Annotated in this window: 19 protein-coding genes; 12 read left to right on the forward strand and 7 right to left on the reverse strand. The window is 26.5% G+C overall.

What is annotated here, in order from left to right:
- The first annotated feature begins 157 nt into the window (after positions 1-157).
- The 5 genes from Q0K52_RS05745 to Q0K52_RS05765 all read left to right on the forward strand — a co-directional run bounded on the left by Q0K52_RS05745 (position 158) and on the right by Q0K52_RS05765 (position 4,900).
- Positions 158-1,138: a WESB_1763 family membrane protein gene (locus Q0K52_RS05745; protein ID WP_297297401.1), complete on the forward strand. Its 981-nt coding sequence runs from the start codon at positions 158-160 to the stop codon at positions 1,136-1,138.
- Positions 1,139-1,183: 45 nt separating this feature from the next.
- Positions 1,184-1,633: a tRNA (adenosine(37)-N6)-threonylcarbamoyltransferase complex ATPase subunit type 1 TsaE gene (gene tsaE, locus Q0K52_RS05750; RefSeq protein ID WP_297297403.1), complete on the forward strand. Its 450-nt coding sequence runs from the start codon at positions 1,184-1,186 to the stop codon at positions 1,631-1,633.
- On the forward strand, positions 1,630-2,658 hold the full coding sequence (locus tag Q0K52_RS05755) for a hypothetical protein (RefSeq protein WP_297297405.1): 1,029 nt from the start codon (positions 1,630-1,632) through the stop codon (positions 2,656-2,658). The genes tsaE and Q0K52_RS05755 overlap by 4 nt, the downstream gene beginning before the upstream one ends.
- A 12-nt stretch (positions 2,659-2,670) precedes the next feature.
- On the forward strand, positions 2,671-4,065 hold the full coding sequence (gene mnmE / locus Q0K52_RS05760) for a tRNA uridine-5-carboxymethylaminomethyl(34) synthesis GTPase MnmE (protein WP_297297408.1): 1,395 nt from the start codon (positions 2,671-2,673) through the stop codon (positions 4,063-4,065).
- Positions 4,066-4,177: 112 nt separating this feature from the next.
- Positions 4,178-4,900, forward strand: coding sequence for a hypothetical protein (locus Q0K52_RS05765; RefSeq protein WP_297297410.1), 723 nt, complete (start codon positions 4,178-4,180; stop codon positions 4,898-4,900).
- 12 nt (positions 4,901-4,912) lie between these two features.
- On the opposite strand, the gene Q0K52_RS05770 is transcribed toward Q0K52_RS05765, so the two are convergent.
- Positions 4,913-6,115 (reverse strand): cyclic nucleotide-binding domain-containing protein, encoded by a 1,203-nt coding sequence (locus Q0K52_RS05770; RefSeq protein WP_297297412.1) that lies wholly within the window; start codon positions 6,113-6,115, stop codon positions 4,913-4,915.
- A 218-nt stretch (positions 6,116-6,333) separates the two neighbouring features.
- Positions 6,334-7,626 (reverse strand): adenylosuccinate lyase, encoded by a 1,293-nt coding sequence (purB, locus tag Q0K52_RS05775; protein ID WP_297297414.1) that lies wholly within the window; start codon positions 7,624-7,626, stop codon positions 6,334-6,336.
- Between the two features lie 260 nt (positions 7,627-7,886).
- On the opposite strand from purB, the gene Q0K52_RS05780 reads away from it, so the two are divergent.
- Positions 7,887-8,930 (forward strand): low specificity L-threonine aldolase, encoded by a 1,044-nt coding sequence (locus Q0K52_RS05780; protein ID WP_297297416.1) that lies wholly within the window; start codon positions 7,887-7,889, stop codon positions 8,928-8,930.
- Positions 8,931-8,988: 58 nt separating this feature from the next.
- Here the strand turns inward: Q0K52_RS05780 and Q0K52_RS05785 are convergent, their stop codons facing one another.
- The 4 genes from Q0K52_RS05785 to Q0K52_RS05800 all read right to left on the reverse strand — a co-directional run bounded on the left by Q0K52_RS05785 (position 8,989) and on the right by Q0K52_RS05800 (position 13,937).
- Positions 8,989-10,797, reverse strand: coding sequence for a methyl-accepting chemotaxis protein (locus Q0K52_RS05785; RefSeq protein WP_297297418.1), 1,809 nt, complete (start codon positions 10,795-10,797; stop codon positions 8,989-8,991).
- A 129-nt stretch (positions 10,798-10,926) separates the two neighbouring features.
- Positions 10,927-11,823, reverse strand: a complete 897-nt coding sequence (locus tag Q0K52_RS05790; RefSeq protein WP_297297420.1) for a class I SAM-dependent methyltransferase — start codon at positions 11,821-11,823, stop codon at positions 10,927-10,929.
- An 11-nt stretch (positions 11,824-11,834) separates the two neighbouring features.
- Entirely contained in the window at positions 11,835-13,322 is a 1,488-nt protein-coding gene (nusA, locus tag Q0K52_RS05795; protein ID WP_297297422.1) for a transcription termination factor NusA, read from the reverse strand.
- A gap of 39 nt (positions 13,323-13,361) precedes the next feature.
- Positions 13,362-13,937 (reverse strand): ribosome assembly cofactor RimP, encoded by a 576-nt coding sequence (locus Q0K52_RS05800; RefSeq protein WP_297297424.1) that lies wholly within the window; start codon positions 13,935-13,937, stop codon positions 13,362-13,364.
- A gap of 257 nt (positions 13,938-14,194) precedes the next feature.
- On the opposite strand from Q0K52_RS05800, the gene Q0K52_RS05805 reads away from it, so the two are divergent.
- The 3 genes from Q0K52_RS05805 to Q0K52_RS05815 are packed head-to-tail and all read left to right on the forward strand — an operon-like array spanning position 14,195 to position 17,507.
- Positions 14,195-15,721 (forward strand): phospholipase D-like domain-containing protein, encoded by a 1,527-nt coding sequence (locus tag Q0K52_RS05805; protein ID WP_297297426.1) that lies wholly within the window; start codon positions 14,195-14,197, stop codon positions 15,719-15,721.
- Positions 15,722-15,754: 33 nt separating this feature from the next.
- On the forward strand, positions 15,755-16,717 hold the full coding sequence (locus Q0K52_RS05810; protein WP_297297429.1) for a hypothetical protein: 963 nt from the start codon (positions 15,755-15,757) through the stop codon (positions 16,715-16,717).
- Positions 16,707-17,507 (forward strand): carbon-nitrogen hydrolase family protein, encoded by an 801-nt coding sequence (locus tag Q0K52_RS05815; protein WP_297297431.1) that lies wholly within the window; start codon positions 16,707-16,709, stop codon positions 17,505-17,507. Before Q0K52_RS05810 ends, Q0K52_RS05815 begins: the two co-directional genes overlap by 11 nt.
- 61 nt (positions 17,508-17,568) lie before the next feature.
- Here the strand turns inward: Q0K52_RS05815 and Q0K52_RS05820 are convergent, their stop codons facing one another.
- Positions 17,569-19,422: a methyl-accepting chemotaxis protein gene (locus Q0K52_RS05820; RefSeq protein WP_297297433.1), complete on the reverse strand. Its 1,854-nt coding sequence runs from the start codon at positions 19,420-19,422 to the stop codon at positions 17,569-17,571.
- A 248-nt stretch (positions 19,423-19,670) separates the two neighbouring features.
- Here Q0K52_RS05820 and Q0K52_RS05825 point away from each other — a divergent pair, with 248 nt between their 5' ends.
- From Q0K52_RS05825 to Q0K52_RS05835, 3 genes are all read left to right on the forward strand, one after another.
- Positions 19,671-20,954, forward strand: a complete 1,284-nt coding sequence (locus Q0K52_RS05825) for a galactokinase family protein (protein WP_297297435.1) — start codon at positions 19,671-19,673, stop codon at positions 20,952-20,954.
- A 903-nt stretch (positions 20,955-21,857) separates the two neighbouring features.
- Positions 21,858-22,421 (forward strand): GNAT family N-acetyltransferase, encoded by a 564-nt coding sequence (locus tag Q0K52_RS05830; protein ID WP_297297437.1) that lies wholly within the window; start codon positions 21,858-21,860, stop codon positions 22,419-22,421.
- 262 nt (positions 22,422-22,683) lie between these two features.
- Complete coding sequence (locus Q0K52_RS05835; protein WP_297297439.1) at positions 22,684-25,056, forward strand: glycoside hydrolase family 3 C-terminal domain-containing protein; 2,373 nt, start codon at positions 22,684-22,686, stop codon at positions 25,054-25,056.
- The last annotated feature ends 13 nt before the right edge of the window (positions 25,057-25,069 follow it).

A 25,069-nucleotide genomic window follows, 5' to 3' on the forward strand; every position in this document is an offset into this window, starting at 1 on the left:
TTCTAGTAATTTAAATTATAAGGAATACCTTCTTTTTTTAAACTAAAAGTGTGCAATATCTATGGCTCTTAAACAAACTATATTTTTTAATGTTCTTGCAATTTTTTAATAATAGTATTATTATATACTGTACTATACAATAATCGGATAATAGTTAATGACTAACACAAATAAAAATACATCTTTTGTTATTGCATACAGTTTTTGGTCTTATATATTAATTGCTATTGTATTATTTAACTATATCCTGTTTAGAAGTATAGTGGTTGATAATAATTCTTTTCTATATCTAGTAACATTTATATTTGATTATATAGTACTAATAACATTCTTTCTATTAGTCTTTTATCAATTTTATAATGCTATATTTAATTCAAATATATTATTGTCTTTTATGGGTATATTATTTCTAATATTTGGAACTCTCAAATTATATGTTATGGAAATAAATATACATAATATAATTGAATTCTTATTCTTTGCAGCAACATTAATATTAACTATAAAAATTTTATTTCCTATAATAAAATCAAAAGATACAATAGAATTAGAAAGAGGAATATATGTATTTATATTATTATCATTATTAGCTTCAAATATAAATTATATTATAATATCAGCTAATAAATTAATAGATTCCGACATCTTTCATTATATATCAACACATATTTCTACTTATACAAGCAAATTATCAGCATTTTCTTTTTTAATATTAATAATAGCTTATATATTAATATTCATAAAAGAAATCATTATGAAAAACATTAATAAAGCATTTGTATTTGTAATACTTGCTATTATATTATCAATATTAAGTATATTCCTATTTGGAGCAAATTTTTTATTAATCATAATATCATTCTTTAATGCCTTAGGAATTGTAATGTATTTACCATTCACAATATATATGGTAGTGATGATAATGTTCTTTATAACTTTGTTTTCATCATTTATTACATCAATAGTATCAAAAAACTATTATCCTAAATTAATAATATTCACATTATTAATATTAGCTGGTCTTGATATGAGTAATTTTTCATTAAGATTAATATCAATATTTGCAATTTTAGAAATGTCAAATATACAAAACTCTAAAAAAGAAGATATTTCATATTTGACAAATAATGACCTATGATATATTATTTTCTAAACTAATTATAAAATAAAAAATTAATAAACTATGAAAAAAGAAATATTAAAAGAAGAAGAAAATATAAATATTGACAATATAGAAACTATTGCTTCATTTTTCAAAAGCATATTAAAAAACGGCGACATAGTAATTATGGAAGGAAATTTAGGATTCGGAAAAACAACATTCGTTAGAATCTTATCAAGATTATTAGAGAGTGAAGATATAGTTAGCAGTCCTTCTTTCACATTGATAAATGAATATGATATTATACTTAACGGAAAAGAAAGTATATTAAGACATGTTGATTTATATAGACTAGACAGTAAAGAAGAACTTGATGATATAGGATTTAAAGATAAAATCAGAGAAAATGGAATAACTATTATAGAATGGGGAAATAAATTCAAAGACTATTTTGAACCTCCATACTATTTATTTGAAATAGAAATGAAAGAAAAAAACAGCAGATTATATAGGATAAGTTTAATTTCATGAAAAAATTCATATTACTATTTTTTATATTAATATTTATTTCCTGTTCAAAACCAATAGATAAAAACACTATAATATCATCAAAAACAAGTGTGTCTTCTGTGAATATAATAATAGGAAATATTGTAGAATATGAAGTACGTATAGTATCAAAAAATAATATAGATTACAATTATGAAGATGTTTCATTTGACGAAAGAAACAGTAAATCAAGAATAGTATCCGTTGAAAATAAAACTAGAACTATAGGTGATTATAAAGAAAGAACAATAAAATACCAAATAGGTTTCTATGATGTAGGACAATTTGTTATATATCCATTCAAAATCTCTTACAATTATAACAATGAATATAAAGAGCTTTACGGAGAAGAAATCAATATATTAGTAAATTCATTCTCAGACGGAGAAACATTGCCTCCTATGAAAAACACTATGGGAATACCAATGCCTAAATATGTATGGATATTTGCTGTATTAATAGCCTTTGCTGTTATAGGATTAATAATATTGATATTCTCTATAGTAAAATATATAGAAAAGAAATTCAATGAAAAAATAAATATCAAAGAAGATACTGAAGCATTAAATGCATTAAAAGTTATGGATTGTAATGCTTATTATAATGAAAATAAATATGCTGAATACTATTTTGAATTAACATTTATATTTAAAAGATATCTCACAAAAAGATTCAGATTCAATATAGAAGATATGACAACAACTGAAATAAATGAACTATTTAATAATAATAACTTCAATGAAAATGAATATATAATAAAAATGTTTGAAGAATCAGATTATGTAAAATTTGCAAAACAAGTACCTGAACTTAATAAAATGCAGGCAGATTATAATTTCTGTGTTGATTATATAATCAATAACGGAAACTTGCAAACAGCATTAAAATTGGAAGAAAAAGAAAATAAAAAAATATACAAAGAAGAAAGAAAGAGATTAAAAAGAGAATTAAAAGAACATAAAAAGAATCAGAAAAAAATCGGACAATTAGAAGAAAATAACAATTAAGAGTTTATATATATGAATGAATATGATATAAAAGATACTATTGTAGCATTATCAACACCCTACTCAAAAAGTGCATTAGCATTAATAAGAATGTCTGGAAGCAAAGCATTAGAAATAGCATCAAAAATATGCTTCTATGCTCATAATGAAAATAAAAACATTAAAAACTTTGAACATAGAAAAAGTTATTATACTTTAATAAAAGATGAAAATAACACCCCTATAGATGAACTTATAGTACTTACAACATTATCTCCGAATTCATTTACATCAGAAGACACTGTAGAATTTATTTCACATGGAAGCATTGTAGTAATAGATTCTTTAATTAACCTTCTAATAAGAAACGGAGCAAGAGCGGCTAATAAGGGAGAGTTCACATACAGAGCATATATCAATGGAAGAATTGGTATAAGCGAAGCAGAAGCTATACATGATTTAATAGATTCTAATAATAAACTTATGGCAGAAGCCAGCATATATAAAATGAGAGGAAGGCTCACAAGAGAAATTGACAGATTAAGAGATAGTATAAAAAATTCTCTAATGCTTGTTTATGGTGAATTAGATTTCCCTGAAGATGATACAGAAAGTTTCTCTTATGACAAATTAATAGAAAATTTCTTACAAATAAAAAAAGACATAGAAAATATATTATCAAATTCCAAAAGAGTAGAAAATCTTATTAATGGTATAAAAGTAGCTATACTTGGAAGGGTTAATGCTGGAAAGAGCAGCATATTCAATATGATATTAGACAGAGAAAGAGCAATAGTTTCAAATATAGCAGGAACTACAAGAGATTTTTTAAGCGAAAATATTTATATAGATAATATACCATTTTATTTAATGGATACTGCTGGATTTCACAAAGAAGCTGATAATGATATAGAACTTGAAGGGATTGAAAGGGCTAAAAAATGTGCTGATGAAGCTAATATTATACTTGCGGTTTTTGACAGCAGTGACAATGCCAATGAAGATGATATTAATTTAATAGAATTTCTAAACTCATTGAATAATAAAAATATAATATATATTCTAAATAAAAGCGACAGTGAAAAAAGATTTAATTACAATATAAAAAGTAATAATATAATAGAAATAAGTGCAAAAACTAAAGCAGGTAAAGATACTTTAATACAGGCATTAAAAAACTATGTTGCCGATTCTGATATAGATATATTCAATAAAGAAAGCTATGTTAATAACAGAGAAAGAGGATATTTAGAAAGCGGACTTAAACAGATTGATGTATGTATAGAAAAATCAGAACAGCAATATTCATTAGATGAAGTTGCAGAAGAAATGAATATATTAAATAATATACTTGGAAATGTAAGCGGCAAAATAGATGCTGAAGAAGTAATAAATGAAATATTTGCTAATTTCTGTATAGGCAAATAATAATATTCTAAATTTTATTTTATAAAACACAATAAAATATTATATTTAAAAAGACGATAAATATAATAATATATTATATTCATTTATAAACAAAAGGAGTTTAATTATAATTATGAAAAAATTGCTTATTACTATAGGAGTTTTTATATTTATTAATTTATCTCTTTTTGCCAAAAGCGGTATAGAAGCAATAATCAATGTTCCTATGGGATTGTCAGTTGGTATGCCTATGGGAAAGATCGATAATATTTCAAGAAAACCTGACTTGGGATTTGATATAGGAATTTCCGGATCATTTGGATATATGATAGATTTAAAAAATGGTATGGGTGTTAGCATTTTAGGAGAAGCAGGTTACAGTTATGATACTTATGCCTATTCTGTAAGTGAAGATAAATCAAAAACATCAATAAAATTTCATAACTTCCAAATAGGAATATTGCCTAAATTTAATATAGGAGATTTTTCAATAGGATTAGGTGTAGGTGTAAAAATTCCTTTAGTTGGATATGAATATATAGAAACTAAATCAGAAGAAAATAAAAATCAATCTACAATAAATGTAACTAAATATGATATTGCCTATATAACAGCAGCATACAATTATATAAATGTAATACCTTATATAAAATTAACATTCGATTATTCTATATTCAATACTCATAATATAGCAGCTAATGTTGGTTTATATGCAGGATATGAATTTGGAGTAAGAAAAAAAAGTGAAGATAATAAAATTACTTCAGTTGACAGTATTGATATGGGATTACAATTCGGCTTAAGATTTGCTCCTTCACAATTAGTTGCTATTGATACAAAAGAAAAAGAACAATAAAAATACCAATCATTAATTATAATGATTTTTTAAAGATAGTCTTTTTTTATATATCTCATACTCTTTTATGATTTCATTAATATCTAGTATATGAATATAATCTTCTTCATCTATACTAATAGCGTTAATCTTTTTTAATTCATTTCTAACAGCATCTATTTTATTGCAACCTATTATTGTCACTATATCATGTACTTTATAAAGAAGATCAATATTATTTACTTCTTTGCTAAGAAATAAAATTTCAGTTCTTACTATATAATATATAGTGATCAAAATTTTCATAAAAAGATCATTACTATTAAGAGCCATAACTTTAAAAATATTATTTCTTATTTTTGTACAAATTATTTTAAAATAATAAGGTCTTAAAGAATTCACATTAGCAACTATTGATATAAATTCCTCTTTACTTAATAATTTTATTTTTGAATCCTCTAATACTATAGTTGTAGTTGATAAAGGCTGATAAATAATATCCGGCATATATCCATCTACAAGATTATTGCTTGAATAAATAGCCCTTGTAACTAATTGGGAATTTACAACATTATACACCCCTACTTTACCGGAATTAATAAGATAAAGATAGTTGCTTGCCATAATCTCTGTATATAAACAATATCCTTTTTTACAATAAAAAACATTATCATCTATTTCAACAGGCTCTGGTAAATTGTATTCACTCATAGAATTTATTATATCTTTAATAGATTGAGAATTATCACTTCCAGGAAATAATTTTAAACATTGTTTATACATTTCATAGGCAATAGTAGGAAAACCATTGTCAATATATATTTGAGCCATATTTAAAACATATTCTTCTTTAATATCATATTTTGTAATAGAATTATGATGCGAAAGATTAATATAATATTTACTGAGCCAAATTTCTAAAGAATTTTCCAAGTAATAATGTATTTTTTTAATTATATCTCTATTATATATCTTTATAATTTCATCTACATTTATCTCCAATGCCTCAACATCAGTTTCAGCTCTCATATTGAAAAAATAAGGCTCATTCAAAGCTGAATTTACCAACCCTAATATATCACCTGTAGTATATTCCATCTTACTGTCGAAATAGATACCATAAGACACCGCTTTACCGCTGGTAATTATATAAAAAGAATTTTTAGGACAAGTATCCTCTATAAAGATTAAAGAAGATTTTTTGAAAGAAACAATATTATTATAATTAATCATCATACCACCTCATGTTAATATGATGAATTACATGTTACATTATTAATTATATAAGTCAATATTATAAATTAAAATTTCTCAAAATAAAATCAAAAATTTAAAAGTACAGTATACATATCACTTTATATATATCAATACAGAACAATATAAGAATAAAAAACAAAAAATAGGAGCCTTATAAAAATATAAAGCCCCTATATATTAATTTATTTTAATATAAATTATATTCCAAATCTTTTCATGATTACATCGATATTTCTTAGATAGTAAGCATAATCGAAGCAGTCATCAATTTCCTGAGAACTTAAATATTTTGTAATATCTTCATCTTTATGAACATTCTCTCTGAAGTCTTCGTTATTGAGCCATCTTTTCATAGCATTTCTTTGAACCCATCTGTAAGCATTATCTCTGTCAATGCCTTTATTAACTAAACTTATTAATATTCTTTGACTGAAAATTAAACCGCCTGTCTTTTCAATATTAGCTTTCATAGCTTCTGGATAAATTAAAAGCTTATCTACTATATCAATGAATTTATTAATAGCATAATCAACTGCGATTGTAGAATCTGGAAGTATAACTCTTTCTACTGATGAATGGCTTATATCTCTTTCATGCCAAAGTGTAATATCTTCCATAGAAGCTAAAGCATTACCTCTTACAATTCTAGCTAAACCTGATATTCTTTCGCAAGTGATAGGGTTTCTTTTATGAGGCATAGCTGATGAACCTTTTTGTTTTTCACTGAAATATTCTTCTGCTTCTCTTATATCTGTTCTTTGTAAATTTCTAATCTCTGTAGCAAATTTCTCTAATGAACTAGCAACAATAGCTAAAGTTGTAAGATACTGTGCATGTCTGTCTCTTTGTATTATTTGAGTAGAAACTTTGTCAGCTTCTATGCCTAATTTTTTGCAAACTATTTCTTCTATTCTAGGATCAATATTGCTATAAGTACCAACAGCACCAGAAAGCTTACCAACAGAAACTTGTTTTTTAGCTTCCTCTACTCTTTTAATATTTCTTTCATTCTCATCGTACCATAAAATAAATTTTAAACCTAATGTCATAGGCTCAGCATGTATACCATGAGTACGTCCTATACAAGGAGTATATTTATGCTCTTTAGCTCTTCTTAATAATACTTCTGATAATCTTTTTAAATCATCTAATATAATTTCAGCAGATTTTTTCATCATAACAGCTAATGCAGTATCTTTTACATCGCTTGAAGTTAAGCCTTTATGTATATATTGTCCGCCCTCGCCTACATTTTCCTGAACTGCTGTTACAAATGATATAATATCATGATTAGTTTCTTTTTCTATTTCTGCAATTCTCTCAACTGTGAAAGTAGCTTTTTCTTTAATATTCTTTACTGCCTCTGCAGGAATCTCTCCTATTTCAGCCATAGCCTCACAAGCAGCAATTTCAACATCAAGCATAACTTGAAACTCATTTTGTAAGCTCCAAAGTTCGCCCATTTCTTTTCTAGTGTATCTTTTTATCATAATTTATTATCCTTAAATAATATAATTTATTGCGTTATATTATAGGTAAAATTATAATTTATTTCAATTACATAATATTTTTTTTGATAAATACCATTTTATATGACAATAAATTACAATAAATTTATTTTTTCATTTATCATATACCAATTATAACTGTTTATATAATACACTTGTAATTTATTTTAAAACACATACAATTATTGTGCTTATAAATTATATTATTTTTAGGAAGAATAAAAAATTGGAGTAATGTTAAAATGAAAATCTATGATTTAAGAACCGACACCATAACTAAACCAGATGAAGCAATGCGTAAAGCTATATACGAAGCTGAATGCGGCGATGACGTTTATATGGAAGACCCTACAGTAAATAAGCTTCAAGAAATGGCTGCAGAAATTACAGGAAAAGAAAAATCTATATTTGTTTCAAGCGGTACTATGGGTAATTTAATACCTATGTTAATAAAAGGAACAAGAAGCAAACAAATGCTTTTAGAAGAAGAATCACATATTATGCATTATGAATTGGGAGGAGCTTCTTCTCTTGCTGGAATTATGACTATAACAACAAAAGCAGACAGAGGAATATTAACAAAAAGTATAGTAGAAAAATATTTTGCAGGCCATCAGCCATATTTCGTTTCACCTATAAATATGGTAGAGGTAGAAAACAGTCATAACAGACATGGCGGTTCTGTTTATCCTATAGAAGTACTTAGAGAATTATATCAATTTACACAATCTAAAAACGTTCATCTTCATATGGACGGAGCTAGAGTATTCAATGCATCTATTGCTGCAAAAGTACCTGTAAAAGAAATAGCATCAAATACAGATTCCATTACATTCTGCTTATCTAAAGGTCTTGGTGCACCAATGGGAGCTATGATTTGCGGAGAAGAAGAGTTTATAGAAGAAGCATTCATTATGAGAAAATTAATAGGCGGCGGTATGAGACAAATTGGTTTAATGGCTGCTGCTGGTATATATGCATTACAGCACAATATAGAAGCATTGGAAGAAGATCATATAAAAGCTAAAAAAATAGCCAAAACTATCGTAGAAGCCGGAATTGGTACTCTTGATTTTGAACATGTAGAAACTAATATAGTTATAGCAGATACTGAAAAAACTTCAGAATATATAATTGGTAAATTGGAAGAACTTGGTGTAAGAGCTAGCTCATTTGGAGAATATAAAGTAAGATTCGTTACTCATAGAGATATAAGCTTAAAAGAAGTAGATGAAGCCTGCGAATTAATTAAAAAGTTAAACTATAATAATATAAATATTCATTAATAAAAAAGGAGCAGCTATATAAAATAACTGCTCCTTTTATTTTACTGTTTATTGAGAATTAAGAGTTAAGTTTAAAATACTCAAGTTCAGAATATAAATTATTAGTACCAGCTACAACTTCTTTTCCAAGTATAGAACTTTCATTAACAAGTTCAGCATTTTCCTGAGTGATGCTATTTAATTCATTCATAGCTATATTAATTTGCTTAACACTTTCTTCTTCTTCTGAAGCAGCTTCATATATTTTTACAAGTATATCAGAAACATCTTTAGCAGACTTTTCTATCTCCAAAAGTATATCCAAAGAACGTTTAACAGACTCATCTCCTACCTGTATCTTAGCAACAGTTGTTTCTATAATGTCTGTAATATTTCCTGCTGCCTCATTAACATTCTGTGCCAAAGCTCTAATTTCAGAAGCAACAACAGCAAATCCCCTTCCCTGTTCTCCTGCACGTGCTGCCTCAACTGCTGCATTAAGTGCCAATATGTTAGTTTGAAATGCTATAGACTGTATCAATTTTGTAATATTAGATATTTCCTTACTTGATTCTGATATCTCTATCATATTATTAGATATTTCACCAACAGCAGATACACCATGCTGAGTTGATTCCGTAACTTTAGAACTCATATTCTTAGCTTCATAAGAATTCTTTGATGTATTGGATATTGCTGATAGTAAATTTTCTATAGAACCTGTAATTTCTTCAACAGCTGCTGCCTGAGATGATGTTCTATCAGATAAATCATCTATACCGCCTGATATTTTTTCAGAAGAATTATTAATTACAGATATATTACTTTTCAATTCAGCAACTATATTATGCATTATAAGCTGCATATCATTAATAGAATTAGATAATACGCCAGCTACATCTTTTCTCTTTAAATCATTTTCATCAAATTTACTGTCAAATCTGCCATCTTGTATCAATTTCATTATATCAATAGCATGATATAAATTCTTAGATAAAGGTATAACTATTCTTGCTACTAATAAACATTCCAATATTATAAGAAGTACAATACATAGGAACAAATACAGCATTAAAAATGTAAATTGAGAATAGAAAGGCTTAGCACTTCCTTTAAATACCAATAACCAAGGAGCATTATCAGTTTTTTGAATAGAATACCATTCATCACCAACAATATCTAAATCTCCAATATGAGATGATAAATTATTTTTGAAATCAGCAAATATTTCATAAGTAAATAAATTATTTTTTTCATTTAAGATGTAATCCTCATTATCATGAGTCATAAATATACCATCTTCAGAAACAATATAAACTTCTTCTTTAAAATTTTTCTTTAAACTTTCAGCTATACTATTAATATTGGCAAAATCTATTGCACAAACACCTTTTAAAGCTCCATTAGTATAAACTGATTTACCAAATGTTACTGTAAGTTTCTTAACAGCGAAATCAATATATGGAGCACTAATCATTATGCCATTGGTCGCTACAGAATCTTTATACCAATCTCTGGAGGTTTGATCATAAGTTAAAGGATAAACTTCTAAAGTGTTCATAAAAACACCACCTTGCGGATAAGGAAGGCTTCCTCCAAAATAAACATTTAAATATCCGGAATTTAGCTTTTGTACATTGGTTAAAAAATTACCAAATTCTACCCAACTAGGATTGGATTCCAGATAAGCTCCCATAACATATATTGTATTTTTGAGTTCCTCAACATACCCTTCTGTTCTTGTTTTAGCTTCTAATGTTTTAAGATATCTTTCATTTAAAAACCTATCCCTATATATAGGTCTGTAAACAAAAGATATTACAATAAAAAGTATCATTAGAAGTATTATAAAAGGCGCCAAGAATTTGATCATTAGCATGTTTTTCATAGTAAAACCCCATATATAAAATTAAAATAAAAGAACTTATATTTTAAATAATAAACATTATAAAAATAAAGTCAAAAATAATTATAATTTTTTTTATAAAAATCTATAAAAAGTTATATATCGGTATATTTACATACTAATTTGTGCTATTATTCTGATATTTTCACCGTAAGACCATATATTATTGTTATCATAATACTCTATAAATGTAGATTTCGGCACAATAAATGTTTTAAAACCAAACAGACCAAAAGAAAATAAATTAGAAACACTTGGCAAACTACCCTCTAAAATATTGGCTCTCAAACTTTCATTTTTATTAGATACAGAATAATTACTGTATACACATTCTATAATATTTAATTTTGAAGATTCTACAAACATCTTCAAATTTGACATGTTAAAATTAACGATATGTTCTGTAGATAAATATCTAATTAACATTTCATGACTGCATTGATCAATCATAGGAGAATTCGGAACTTCTATATATATGTATCCATTTTCATTGAGCATACCTTTTATTTTTAATAAAACATTTTTTGCATCTTTAAAATGCTCAATAACATGCGAAAGAATTATAATATCATATTTATTTTTACTTTCTAAGAAGTTAGGCTTCAAATCAATATCATATTTATTTTTAGCATAAGCTCTGGCATTATCATTAAGTTCATATCCATAAACATCGCAATTATTTTTCTTGAATATGCTCAATAATAAACCGTCAAAAGCACCTATTTCACATACTTTTTTATTTTTACAGTCTATATGCTTATTAATAAAATTAAATTGAGATAGGCTTCTAGCATAACGCATTTTGCTTTTAGCCATCTCAAATAATTTATTTTTTATATTATTATGATATTCATTTTTATATAAAAGGTATATTTCTTCATCTGTAGGCAATTCTATAAAATATAATTTACAGTTATTACACTGATAAACTTTTTTATCATTTTGCCATACATTTTTTATGATGCCGACTTCAGTATAATTTTCGCTTCCGCAAACCTCACATTGCATATATAACTCAATTATTCAAAAGAAAGCTCTATTCCGCATTTAGGACATTTAGTCATACCCTCTGTAATGCTTGATCCGCAGTTAGGACATTCATAAACTTCTATTTCTTCAACAACTTCCTCTGAAGTAGTTTCATAATCATCTTCGCCTTCAACTATTTCAACAACATCTTTCATTACAAGCATCAAATTATCAACTGTATCTTTATCAAGGTTAGTTTTTTCCATAATCTCTTCAGATGATAAATTGTATAATTCTTCGATAGAATTAATGTTATTTTCAATAAGAGTTTTAATGATAGATTCTTCAACACCTTGTAAAGAATAAAGGTTGCTTTCAAATACTTCTGCCACTTCTGTTTCTTCTGCTGTAGCTTCTGTTTCTTCTGCTGTATCAGAGAATATTTGATTTAATGGAACTATATCTTTCAACAATTCTGGATTTTCTTTAATATCTGTTTCTGTTTTAATATCAAAATAATATCCTGTAAGCTGTGAAGCAAGTTTAACATTGTATCCGCTCTTACCAAGTGCTAAAGAAAGCTGCTCATCTGGTATTATTATCATAGCTTCTTTCTTTTCCGGATCTGTAATAATAATTCTTATAGGTTTAGCAGGTGTTATAGCCTCAGCAATATATTCCCTAATATCTTTAGACCATTTTACAACGTCTATTTTCTCGCCTTCAATTTCTTTGATTATTGATTGTATACGTATACCTTTTTGACCTATACATGCACCTATAGGATCAACTTCAGGTTTATTTGATACAACAGCCACTTTGATTTTTAATCCCGGCTGTCTTACAACATTTTTTATTTCTATTGTACCGTCAGCTATTTCCGGTATCTCTAATTCAAAAAGTTTTTTAATAAAATCAGCTTTTGTTCTAGTTAATAATATTTTAGTTGGAAGCTCTTTACCTTTATCATCTTTTCCGCCCTGAACTTTATATATATAAGCTCTTATTCTGTCGCCAACTGCATAATGTTCTCTAGGAGATTGGTCTTTTTTCTGTAATTCACCTTCTGTTTTACCTAAATTCACATAAATAGTGCCTTTATGTTCTCTTTGGAAATATCCATTTACTAACTGATTTTCTCTTCTTTTAAATTCATTATATATAAGATTTTTTTCAAGATCTGATATTTTTTGGAAGAATGTAGTTTTAGCTACCATACTTTCTATTCTTCCGAAAGCTTCTACTTGATCTACAAGTATCAAAACTTCATCGCCTAAATTGATATCCTGATCCAATTTTTTAGCTTCTACTAGAGATATTTCTTTATTTTTATCTCTAACTTCTTCTACAACGTTAGCTCCCTTATATACAGTAGGATTATTTTTATTATCAAAATGAATATGAAAATTTATATCATTGCCATATTTCTTTTTTAAAGCCAAAACCATAGTAGATTCTATAACTTCTTTCAAAAGATCTACACTAATATCCTTTTCATCAGAAAGTTGCTGTAAATAAGTTCCAACGTTTTCAAACATTTTAATTCTCCATTTTTTATTTTGTATATATAATAAATATTAACAATTTAATCTTGCTTTTATGATATCATTTTTTAATATTTTGATATTTTTTTCATTAGTAATATTTTCTTCATCAATAACGCTAATTACAATATAATCATCTTTAGCTTCTTTTAATACGGCATAATCAGTAACAAAATCTTCACCATTTCTATATTTTATTTTTATAGGCATATCTTCAAATAATTCATATCTGCTGTCAAATTTCCATCTAAAACCAGCACTTGATACAGTAATAGTATAATCTCCTTCATCATAACCATTGGATTTTATACATTCCTGAATTATTCTTGTAGTTTCTATACAATGAGTATGTGAAACGCTTTCTTTCTTTTTAAATATAACACCATATACTTTTTTATTGTCTGAAATATTTCTTACCTTCAAATCCAATAAATATATGCCTTTATTTTCCAATATATCTTTTATACCATCAAATAACAAGTTTTCATCAATAATATTATCATCTGTCTTTTTATTTAATTTTTCTTTTTTTGGAAATTTCTTTTTTTTAGGCTCTCTGCCGTATTCTTTCTGTTTTTGAGGTTTTATTTTATTATTCTTATTACTCATATAAAAACTGTTATTATTTAATGTATTTTCCTCTATATAAAAAAAGAGTGTCGGTCTCTCTCAAATGAAAGAAAACCAACGCCCTTCATTACAAATATTTTCGGAAGTATAATTATTGTACAGTACTAAGGAAATTTGTCAAGTACTTCAATAAATTTATTATTATGTTAATGTGATTTTCTTGACTTTTATTATTTTCTATATTATCCTTTGAAAGTAAATAGATATTTTAGGGAAATTGTGTATAGATTAGAGATATGCTGTTTTATATATTAACGATTATATTTTTTTTGTATGTTGTATCAATAGCAATAAAAATGCTGCTTGAAAATAGGCCGCCTTATTCTTTTATTGCTTGGCTTACGGTTCTAGTATTCTTGCCTTATGTAGGAGTAATATTTTATATATTTTTAGGAATGGACTGGAAAAAATCTAAAAGGAAAATATCAGCAAAACTTCCTGAAGATATGATCAAGAAACATTTCTCATCGCTTTTAAAAACCCAAATTAAAATACTTGATGATATGAAAGGAAATTATGAAAAAAATATCAATTTAGTAAAGCTTGCAATTAAAAGCGGTTATTCTTTAATTACTGTACAAAATGAAGTTTCCATATTTGATGACGGCGAAGAGCTTTTTAATGCTATGATACAGGATTTAAAATTAGCAGAAAAAACAATACACATGGAATATTTTATATGGAGAAGCGATAAATTAGGTGAAAGAATAAAAGATGTACTCATAAAAAAGGCTGATCAGGGAGTAGAAATAAGATTAATATTTGACGGAGTTGGTTCTTTAAAAAGAATAAGCCATAAATACAAAAAAGAATTAAAAGCACATGGAATAAAATTTTTATATTATCATGATCCTTTCTCTATATTATGGACTAGATTCGTTAATTATAGAAATCACAGAAAAATAGTAGTTGTTGATGGAGTAGTTTCATATATGGGAGGAATGAATCTAGGACAGGAATATATAGACGGAGGAAAACGTTTTGAATCTTGGAAAGATGTTCATATGAGAATAGTTGGGGATTCCTGTAATCTTATACAGAATGTATTTGTATGTGATTGGTATAATGCCGGAGGAAGAGATTTAGACGTATTTGATGCAAAAGAAAACAAACACAGACATTCAAGAAAAATAAAATTTGCCAATAAAGATTTAAACGAGGAAAAACTTTCCATAATAAGGAAAGATTTATTCCCTTTGGCAACAACTGATAAATTCCTTCCTGTTCAAATAATAACTTCAGGCCCTGATTCAAATTGGGACAGCATACAAAAAGTATATTCTAAAATGATAGAAGAAGCAAAAGAAACTATTTATATAGAAAGCCCTTATTTTGTGCCGGATGATGCTTTTTTAATTGCATTAGAGAATGCTGCTTTATCTGAAGTTAATGTCAATTTAATGATTACAGGAAAACCTGATAAATTAGTAGCTTGGTGGGTTGCTCAAACATATTTTGAAACTTTGCTCAAAGCTGGAGTTAATATATATTTATATGAAAAAGGATTCCTACATAGTAAATTCTGTGTTATGGATGGAAGAATAGTGTCTTGCGGTACTTGTAATATGGATATAAGAAGCTTTTATTTACATTATGAGATGAATGCGGTTATATATGATGCAGATACAGCTAAAAAATTTGAGGATATGTTCAAAAAAGATATGATGAACTCTCATAAAATAACATTAGAAGAATATTCTAAACAGCCTGCACTTGTAAGACTTAGAAACTCAGCTTGCAGAATAATAGCACCAGTCCTTTAATCATTATTTAAATAAAATTTTTAGGTAAAAATTATGAGAAATATAAAAATATCTGAATTAGATAATCAAAGTCTCTTTGATTTAGGACTTTCAAAAGAGAGTCTGACTTTATTTGTAGATGATATAGGTATACCAAAAGAAAATATACCAACTCTTAATGAAATATTAAGAACTAGAAGCGATTTCTTCTTAAATATATCATCTGACAGAAATGAATCTTATAAAAATAATGTGATGGGAAATGATTTATTAATGGTTTTGCCGGATATTCAAAATCTAATATATCATGCATCATTAAAAAAACCTTTAAAAAGCGTTAATATATTTGCAAGACTAATAAATTTAAAAAGTCTTCATTTATATGGTGATTTATTGAAAGATATGGAATTAAAACCTCTTGATAATATAGAAAATTTAGAGAGTGTATATATAGAAAATGGATTAACATTAAGACAAGATGTTTATTTGGCAGCAAGACCAACTATAAAGGAAATAGGTGCTGGTACATTCAGAATGGAATCATTTGACAAGAATCCTAATTTGAAAAAAATAGCTATTCTTTCCGGCGTATCGCATGAAGAAGAAATGCCTAAAAAACTTCCTTGTATAGAGGAATTATATATAGAAAAAGGTAAAAATATAAGATCTTTTAACTTTTTATCCAATATGAAAACTCTTAAATCATTAGAACTTAATAATATACCAGCAATGACAGAATTACCTAACTTTGATAATTTAGAAGAATTAGAAAAAGTAAGACTTACCAATTTAAGAAATCTTGAAAATATGGATTCAATATTAAATCATGCTAGAATAAGAAGACTTATATTAGAAAATATAAAATGCTTTAATATTGATATGCTTTCAAAAGAAACTGCTCCTCGATTAAAATATGTTACAGTAATAACTGATGATAAAATGTGGGATAAAAAAATAAAAAAATCATTGGAAGAGCGAGGATATAAAGAGGCTATAGAAACTTCAAATGATAATTAATGCCATTGAATTTGATGTACAAAAAGACAAATATAAAAATTTAGAAATAATAAATAATTTTGTACAAGAAATAAATAATAAATACAAATCCGATTTAATAGTATTGCCTGAATTATCATCTAGTGGATATTTATTTGAAGATAGAGAAGAAGTTAAAAAAATATCTGAAAATATAGAAGATGGTATATTTATAAATAATTTAGTAACAATATCAAAGGAAAATAATACTTCTATAATTGCAGGTTTTCCTGAAAATTTTCAAGATAAAATTTATAATTCAGCCATAATAATAGAAAAAGGTAATATTAAAGGTGTATACAGAAAAATACATTTATCCGATTTTGAAAAAAATTTCTTTGACTCTGGAGATATAAATAACGCTGATTTAATTTTTAATATTAATGGCGTTAATATATCAGTACAAATATGCTTTGATTTATGGTTTACTGAGATATCAAGAAAACAAATATTGAATGGAAGTAATTTAATATGTGTACTTGGTAATTTTGGTTCATCTACAACATTTGAAATAGCAAGAATCAGAGCAATAGAAAATTTAACTCCTATTGTATTATGCAATCGTATAGGAATAGAAAAAAATTCTATTATGGAAGCTGATTTTATAGGAAAAAGTTTTATATGCGATGAAAAAGGAAATTTTTTAAGCGATATAGAAAATGATAATAAAATAAACAAATATATAAGTGCCGATTTAGAAATAAAAACAAAAAGACAAAATATAATATGTTCTGATTTTATGAAAGAAATACAAAGACATTATAAAATTTAAATAAAAAAATAATGAGCCTAATTTATATAATCAAGCTCATTATTCTCTATATTATATAATTTTAGAATTTGAAATAACTTACTGTTTCTATTAATTTTTGAGCTTCACTGCTTAATGTTATGCTGGCCTCTTTTGACTGTTCTACCAAACTGGCATTTTCCTGAGTGCTTGCATCCATTTTTAATACAGCCTGATTAACTTGATCAACTCCGCTTTGCTGTTCTACTGCAGTTTGAGAAATATCTTTCATTATATCAGCAGTATTTTCTATTTTATCTTTTATATCAATAAATATCTCCTGTGATTTTCTTGCAGCTTCTGCAGCAACTCTTATTTTCTCATCAGAATCAGATATTAATGAAGTAATATTTTTAACAGAAGTTTGAGTATTTTGAGCTAAAGTTCTAACTTCAGAAGCAACAACAGAGAATCCCCTTCCCTGCTCTCCAGCACGTGCTGCTTCAACTGATGCATTAAGTGCCAATATATTAGTTTGAAAAGCAATATCTTCTATCAATTTAGTTATATTAGTTATTTTTCTGCTTGCCTCAAAAACTGCTTCCATACTTCTAGTAGTGCTTTCTATTATAAGACCTGCTTCCTCAACTGATTTCTTTGAATCATTCATCATATTATTTCCTATAACTGATTTTTCAGCAGAATTTTTTATAGTAGAAGCCATTTGTTCCATAGAACTGGCAGTTTGTTCCAATGATGAAGATTGAGATTGAGTTCTTAAAGCTAAATCATTATTTCCGCTTGCCAATTCTTTTGAAGTTAATTCTATATTATTAGAAGAATCCATTATATTGCTTACTATATGTTTTAATTTTTCTATAGTATTATTAAAACCATTAGCTATTATTCCAAATTCATGATTTTGATATTTGCTTGATAAAAATTTAGTAGGTGCTGATACAGTCAAATCTCCATTTCCAAGTCTGTTCAAATCGCTTGCTATTCTTGATAAAACCCTAGAAATATTTCTATTAACATACATACCAACTATTAATGAAGTTATGACAAGAAGTATTACACTCAAGACTATAGTTATTTTTATAAGAGTATGTTTATTTGCAAAAAACTCACTGTCAAGCATAGTAACACATAATATCCAATCCATATTATCAAGTCTTGAGAAGGCCATTATTTTTTTTCCTTCATCTTCATAATGCAAAGCACCTTTTCTTTGTGAAGCTGCTGCTGATAATGCATTCTTAGAACCTATTGATATAGTGTTAACTTTATTTACATCTTTATGAGCTACTCTTTTTCCATCTTCATTAACTATATATATGTTGCCAGTTTCACCTATAGTTATTTCAGAAAAATATTTATTTACAAATTCATTCCATCTCAATTCAGCATACAATACACCTGCTATATTATTATTAGCATCGAAAACACCAGCCAAAACTCCTATAACATAGTTTCCTGTTACACTTGATAAATAAATTTCATCTTCAATGGCATACTTGTAATTATTTTCTTTAAGTTCTTTCCATATAGTTTTTTGAGATATAGAATTTAATTGAGTATTAGAAGCAGTATCAAGTACAACATTTCCATTCAAATCAATCAAAGCAAAAGCAGAATAATGAGATTTTAACTCATTCAATAATTCATTGAACTCATCTTTAGCTATATTCAAAGTACCATTATTAGGATTTTGAAAATAATCTAAAAATTCAGATTCCTTTGATATAACAGAAGTTAAATCGGCTTGGTCTTCTATCCGTATAGAAACCAAATCTCTATAACCGTCAGCTGTTTCCATAAAACCGCTAATGGCAGTTCTTTCCATAAAAATAGCAGAAGCAGAAATAACAACTATCATAAGAACTAATAGCATTATTACTACAGCAGATATAATAGCAAAAGGCATTTTAAATTTTAAAGTTTGCATAAATTTCATAAATAACCCCCTAATGTCTTAATCACTATAACAATATTATATTACAAAAATTATAAAAAATCTATATTTATGTAAATAATTTTTACTAAAAATACTAAAAAATAGCTATTTTTTTTACATAAAAGGTAAATATTAAGTAAATTTATGTAATATTTGTAAAATATATTTATTAATTTATTTTATTTTTTTCTTTGACAAAATTAATATTATTGTATATGATGATATATCATAAAAAATAAGGATTAAGTATGTATAATATAGCCCAATTAAAAGAATTACTACAAGATAAAAAAATGGATGAAAAATTTTCCTCAATTTATGGAGGAGATGAAAAAAGCATATCTGAAGCTTATGGAAGATTATCAGACACTATAAAACACTTTGAAAACATTGATAAAAGTCAAGAAGTATATTTATTTAGTGCTTCTGGAAGAACTGAGTTATCAGGAAACCATACTGACCATAATAACGGCTGTGTATTAACTGCCTCTATCAATTTAGATAAATTAGCATTAGTTGCTAAAAGAAATGATAATAAAATAGTAGTTTATACAGATTATTCCAATAATCCTGATGTGATAGATGTAAATAATTTAGAATTAGACAAAGATGAATACGGCAAATCAAATGCTTTAATAAGAGGTGTTTGTGCCGGAATAAAAAATAAAGGTTATCAAGTAGGAGGCTGTACAGTATCATTAAATAATAAAGTTTTAATGGGAAGCGGATTAAGCAGTTCTGCTAGTTTTGAATCTTTAATTGGTGAAATACAAAATGCCTTATACAATGATAATAAACTAAGCCCTGTTGAAATAGCAAAAATAGGTCAATATGCTGAAAATGTTTATTTTGGTAAGCCTTGCGGACTTATGGATCAAATGGGATGTTCTGTAGGCGGAATTATGTCTATAGACTTTAAAGATAACGACAACCCTATTATAGAAAAAGTTGAATATGATTTTGAAAAAGCTGGTTATGCTTTGATGATAGTAGATGCTAAAGGTGACCATAGCGGACTTACAAATGAATATGCTGCTATAAGAGAAGAAATGAATGCTATAGCTAATTACTTCGGTAAAAAAGTGTGCAGAGATATCACTAAAGAACAATTATTAGAAAATGCTTCAAAATTAAGAGCTGAAATCGGAGACAGAGCTGTAATGAGAGCTTATCACTTCTTAGAGGAAAATGAAAGAGTAATAAATCAAATTAACGCTTTAAAAAATAATGATATCAATACATATTTAAAACTTATGAATGAATCAGGACTTTCAAGCTTTATGTATTTACAAAACTGTTTCTCTATTACAAGTTCTAAGAGTATGGGAGTTGCATTAGGTATATGCTTAACAAAAGATTTCTTAAAAGGTGAAGGTGCTTGCCGTGTACATGGAGGCGGTTTTGCTGGAACTATACAAGCTTTAGTACCTGTAAACAGAGTTGATGAATACAAAAAGTTTATGGATTCTATATTCGGAGATGGAAGTGCTGTAAAAATAAGAGTAAGACAATCTCCTGTATGTGAAATCTAATATATATTAAAATACAATAAAATAAAGAGGCAAGGTAAAATTTTACTTTGTCTCTTTTTTATTATAAATATTTTTTGTTTATACCAAAAATTTTTAACTTTGTCAACTGATACACTTTATATAAATGTTATCAACTTTTTGCCGCACAAAAAAAGTTTTTATCCTTCGTATACGCTACGCGAAAAACGCAATTGCTAGAACTTTATATTAAAAACATGCCTATTAAATATATGGTATATCCTATAAAAATGCAGTTCTTTTGGTTCTTTTATACCAATAAAAGAACTGGGGTATGGGGCAAAGCCCCAGATATAAAAACAAAAATATAAATTTATTTTTGACAAAATATAGTTGTTTAGGTATATACTAAAAATTTTTAAGTTTGTCAATTGAGGCACTTTATCTAAATTTTATCTACTTTTTTGTCGCACAAAAAAGTAGCAAAAAAAGCAATTTCTAGAATTTTATATTTGAAAAATACTTATTAAATATAGGATATAACCTAATTTATATTAAAAATGCAGTCTTTCGCGAAGCGTATCCGAGCCTGTCGAGGATATAGGTTCTCGCCGAAGGCGGGCTGTGCCTTATGCCAATACTTACAGTACTTCCTTCGATCGCAAAAGAACTGGGGTTTGGGGCAAAACCCAAAATATAAAACCAAAACATAAATTTATTTTTGACAAAGTATATTTGTTTAGGTATATATTAAAATTTAATAAAATAAAGACAAAATAATATTTTCATTATAATACTTTTTATTTAATCATTTTTTAGTTTAGTATAAAAATATATTAGTACTAAATCATACCAAATAAATATTTATTATTTTTTTCACAATTATATTTGCTATAATTAAAAAATAGTATATAATCGGACTATTCAAAGTATAAGAGGTTTTCTATGATTAAATTAATAGAAATGAAAGATAATTTACAAAATAAAGAATTTTACAGAAATTTATATAATGATGCTTTTCCTCCTGAAGAAAGATGGAATTTTGATATGACATTAGAAAATAAAGATAATCATAATTATAAATTTTATGCTATATTAGATGATGATACTCCAATCGGTTTAACTATGCTTTGGGATTTAGAAGATTTTAATTACGGTGAATATTTAGCTATAGATAAAAATTTAAGAGGCAAAAAATACGGCTCTGAAGTATTAACAAAGATATTGGATATACTAAAAAATAAACTTATAGTTATAGAAGTAGAACCTTATGATTTAGATGAAATAGCAAGAAAACGCATAGAATGGTATAAACGTTTTGGTCTTATATTAGCAGAATATGATTATGATATGCCTTGTATTGATAAAAGCAACAATATATCAACCATGAAAATGAAAATCATGACAAGCAGAGAAATACAAAGCAAAGAAGAACATGATAATATAACATCAATAATATACAAAAAAGTATATAAGCCGAGATTAGATGAACTTGATAAATGGAGATAAAATTCAATAAAAATTACAACTTAACATAATAATATAATAAAAAATTGTTTATTTTATTTACAATAATATTTACACTTATGTTGATTTCCAAAGATATTTATACTATATTGTTATTATACTAAAAACAATATATTTTGTAAAAGTACTATATTTTTTATAATTTTAGCATAACTTTTATTGTATATGCTATCAAAAAATATATATTACACTACATTTAATATATAAAGTTTTAGTATATAATCTTATTTCTTAAGGGTTCATTATGGATAATAAATATACTAAAAAAATCAAAGAATTGATTAATGAAATGACATTAGAAGAAAAAGTATCTTTATTAAGCGGTAAAGACTTCTGGTCAACTAAGTCAATACCAAGACTCAATATAGATTCAATATATTTAACCGATGGACCTCACGGAGTTAGAAAGCAAAGTGTAAATTCCGGTGAATTAAGTTTACAGCAATCTGTTGCAACAACTTGCTTCCCTACTGCTTGCTGCAGTGCTTGTTCATTCGATCCAAATATAATGTATGAAATGGGTGAAGCTATATCAAAAGAAGCTAAAGCCAACAATGTAGCTGTAGTATTAGGACCTGGAATTAATATTAAACGTTCACCTCTTTGCGGACGTAATTTTGAATATTTTTCTGAAGATCCATATTTATCCGGAAAAATGGCAGGCGGTTGGATAAGCGGATTAGAGGATAACGGCATACAATCAAGTTTAAAACATTTTGCTGCAAATAATCAGGAAACTTTAAGACTTATAATAGACAGTATAGTTGATGAAAGAGCTTTAAGAGAAATATATTTATATGCATTTGAAATAGCAATAAAAGAAGCAAAACCATCTACTGTTATGTGTTCGTATAATAGCGTTAATGGAACATTGGCTTCTGAGAATAAATATTTACTTAATGATATTTTAAGAAATGAATGGGGATTTGACGGAATCGTTATTTCTGATTGGGGTGCTGTAAATGAAAGAGTTGATGCATTAAAAGCCGGACTTGATTTACAAATGCCTTCTACTAATGGCCAAGATGATAAAAAAGTTTATGATGCTGTTAAAGAAAATAAACTTGATGAGAAAATTTTAAATAAGGCTGTAGAAAGATTATTATATTTTTCTCTATATTCTATGGATAATATTTATAAAAATTATTCTTATGACAAAGAAGAAAATCATAATATTGCAAGACATATAGCTGAAAATTCTATAGTTTTATTGAAGAATGAAGATAAAATACTTCCAGCAAAAAAAGAAAGCAAAATAGCTATTATAGGAGAATTTGCTCAAAAACCTAGATATCAAGGAAATGGAAGTTCTCTTATAAATGCATACAAAATAGACACTGCAGAAGAATATTTCAAAGAAAATAATTTAGAATTTAATTATGCTAAAGGTTATGATTCAAATTCTTCTGCTATTGATGATGTCTTAATAGAAGAAGCAGTAAATATATCTAAAGACAAAGATTTAGTTATAATATTTGCAGGATTAATTAATTCCTACGAATCTGAAGGCTTTGACAGAAAACATTTAAATTTACCTGAAAATCATAATCATTTAATCGAAGAAATATCAAAAGTTAATAAAAATATAGTTGTAGTATTATCTATAGGTGCTCCTGTACTAATGCCTTGGATTGATAAAGTAAAAGGAGTACTCAATTTATATTTAGCAGGAGAAGCTGCAATCAGTGCCGCATTCAATATAATATTCGGAATAGTAAATCCTAGCGGTAAATTAGCAGAAACATTCCCATTAAATTTAGAAGACACACCTAGCTATAAATATTTCCCAGGAGGAAACAAATCAGTACAATACAGAGAATCAATTTTTGTAGGATACAGATATTATGACAAAGCAGAAAAAGAAGTTTTATTCCCATTTGGTTTTGGATTATCATACACTACATTTGAATTTTCTCATTTGATAGTTTCCGATGCCAATACAATTGCAGGACTTGATAATATACATGTGGTTTTTGATATAAAAAATACCGGTGATGTATTCGGATGTGAGGTAGCTCAATTATATGTAACTGCCCCTGAAAATAATATATTCAAAGCTAGAAAAGAATTAAAAGGATTTATAAAAGTATTCTTAGAACCTAATGAAACAAAAACTATTATACTAAAATTAAATAGAAGAAGTTTCTCTTTCTATAATGCTGAAACAAAAAAATATGAAATAGAAACTGGTATTTATACTATATCAATAGGTAATTCATCAAGAAATATACTATTAAGCAAAAATATGGAAATAAACGCTAATAGTTATTATCAAAAAAGAATACCTAGTTATTTTAACTTTAAAGATATAGATATACCTGATAATGATTTTGAGGAATTAATGGATAAAAAATTAAAACCTATTAATATAAAAGCCTCTAAACCTTATAACCTTAATAATAATTTATTAGATTTGATTCATGAAAATATTGCTAAAGAATTTTATAACAGAATCTTGTCTGGTCTTGATGAGATGTTCAAAGATGATAAAACAGACACAAAAAATATGTTCAAAAGTATGATGCTTGAAACTCCTTTAAGAACATTATCAACTATGACTGGAAATATTGTAACTAGAAAGGATATTGAAAATTTGCTTAATATTTTAAATGAATAATTTAATATATTAA

The sequence above is a fragment of the uncultured Brachyspira sp. genome (genome assembly GCF_944390845.1).
Lineage (GTDB): Bacteria > Spirochaetota > Brachyspiria > Brachyspirales > Brachyspiraceae > Brachyspira > Brachyspira pulli.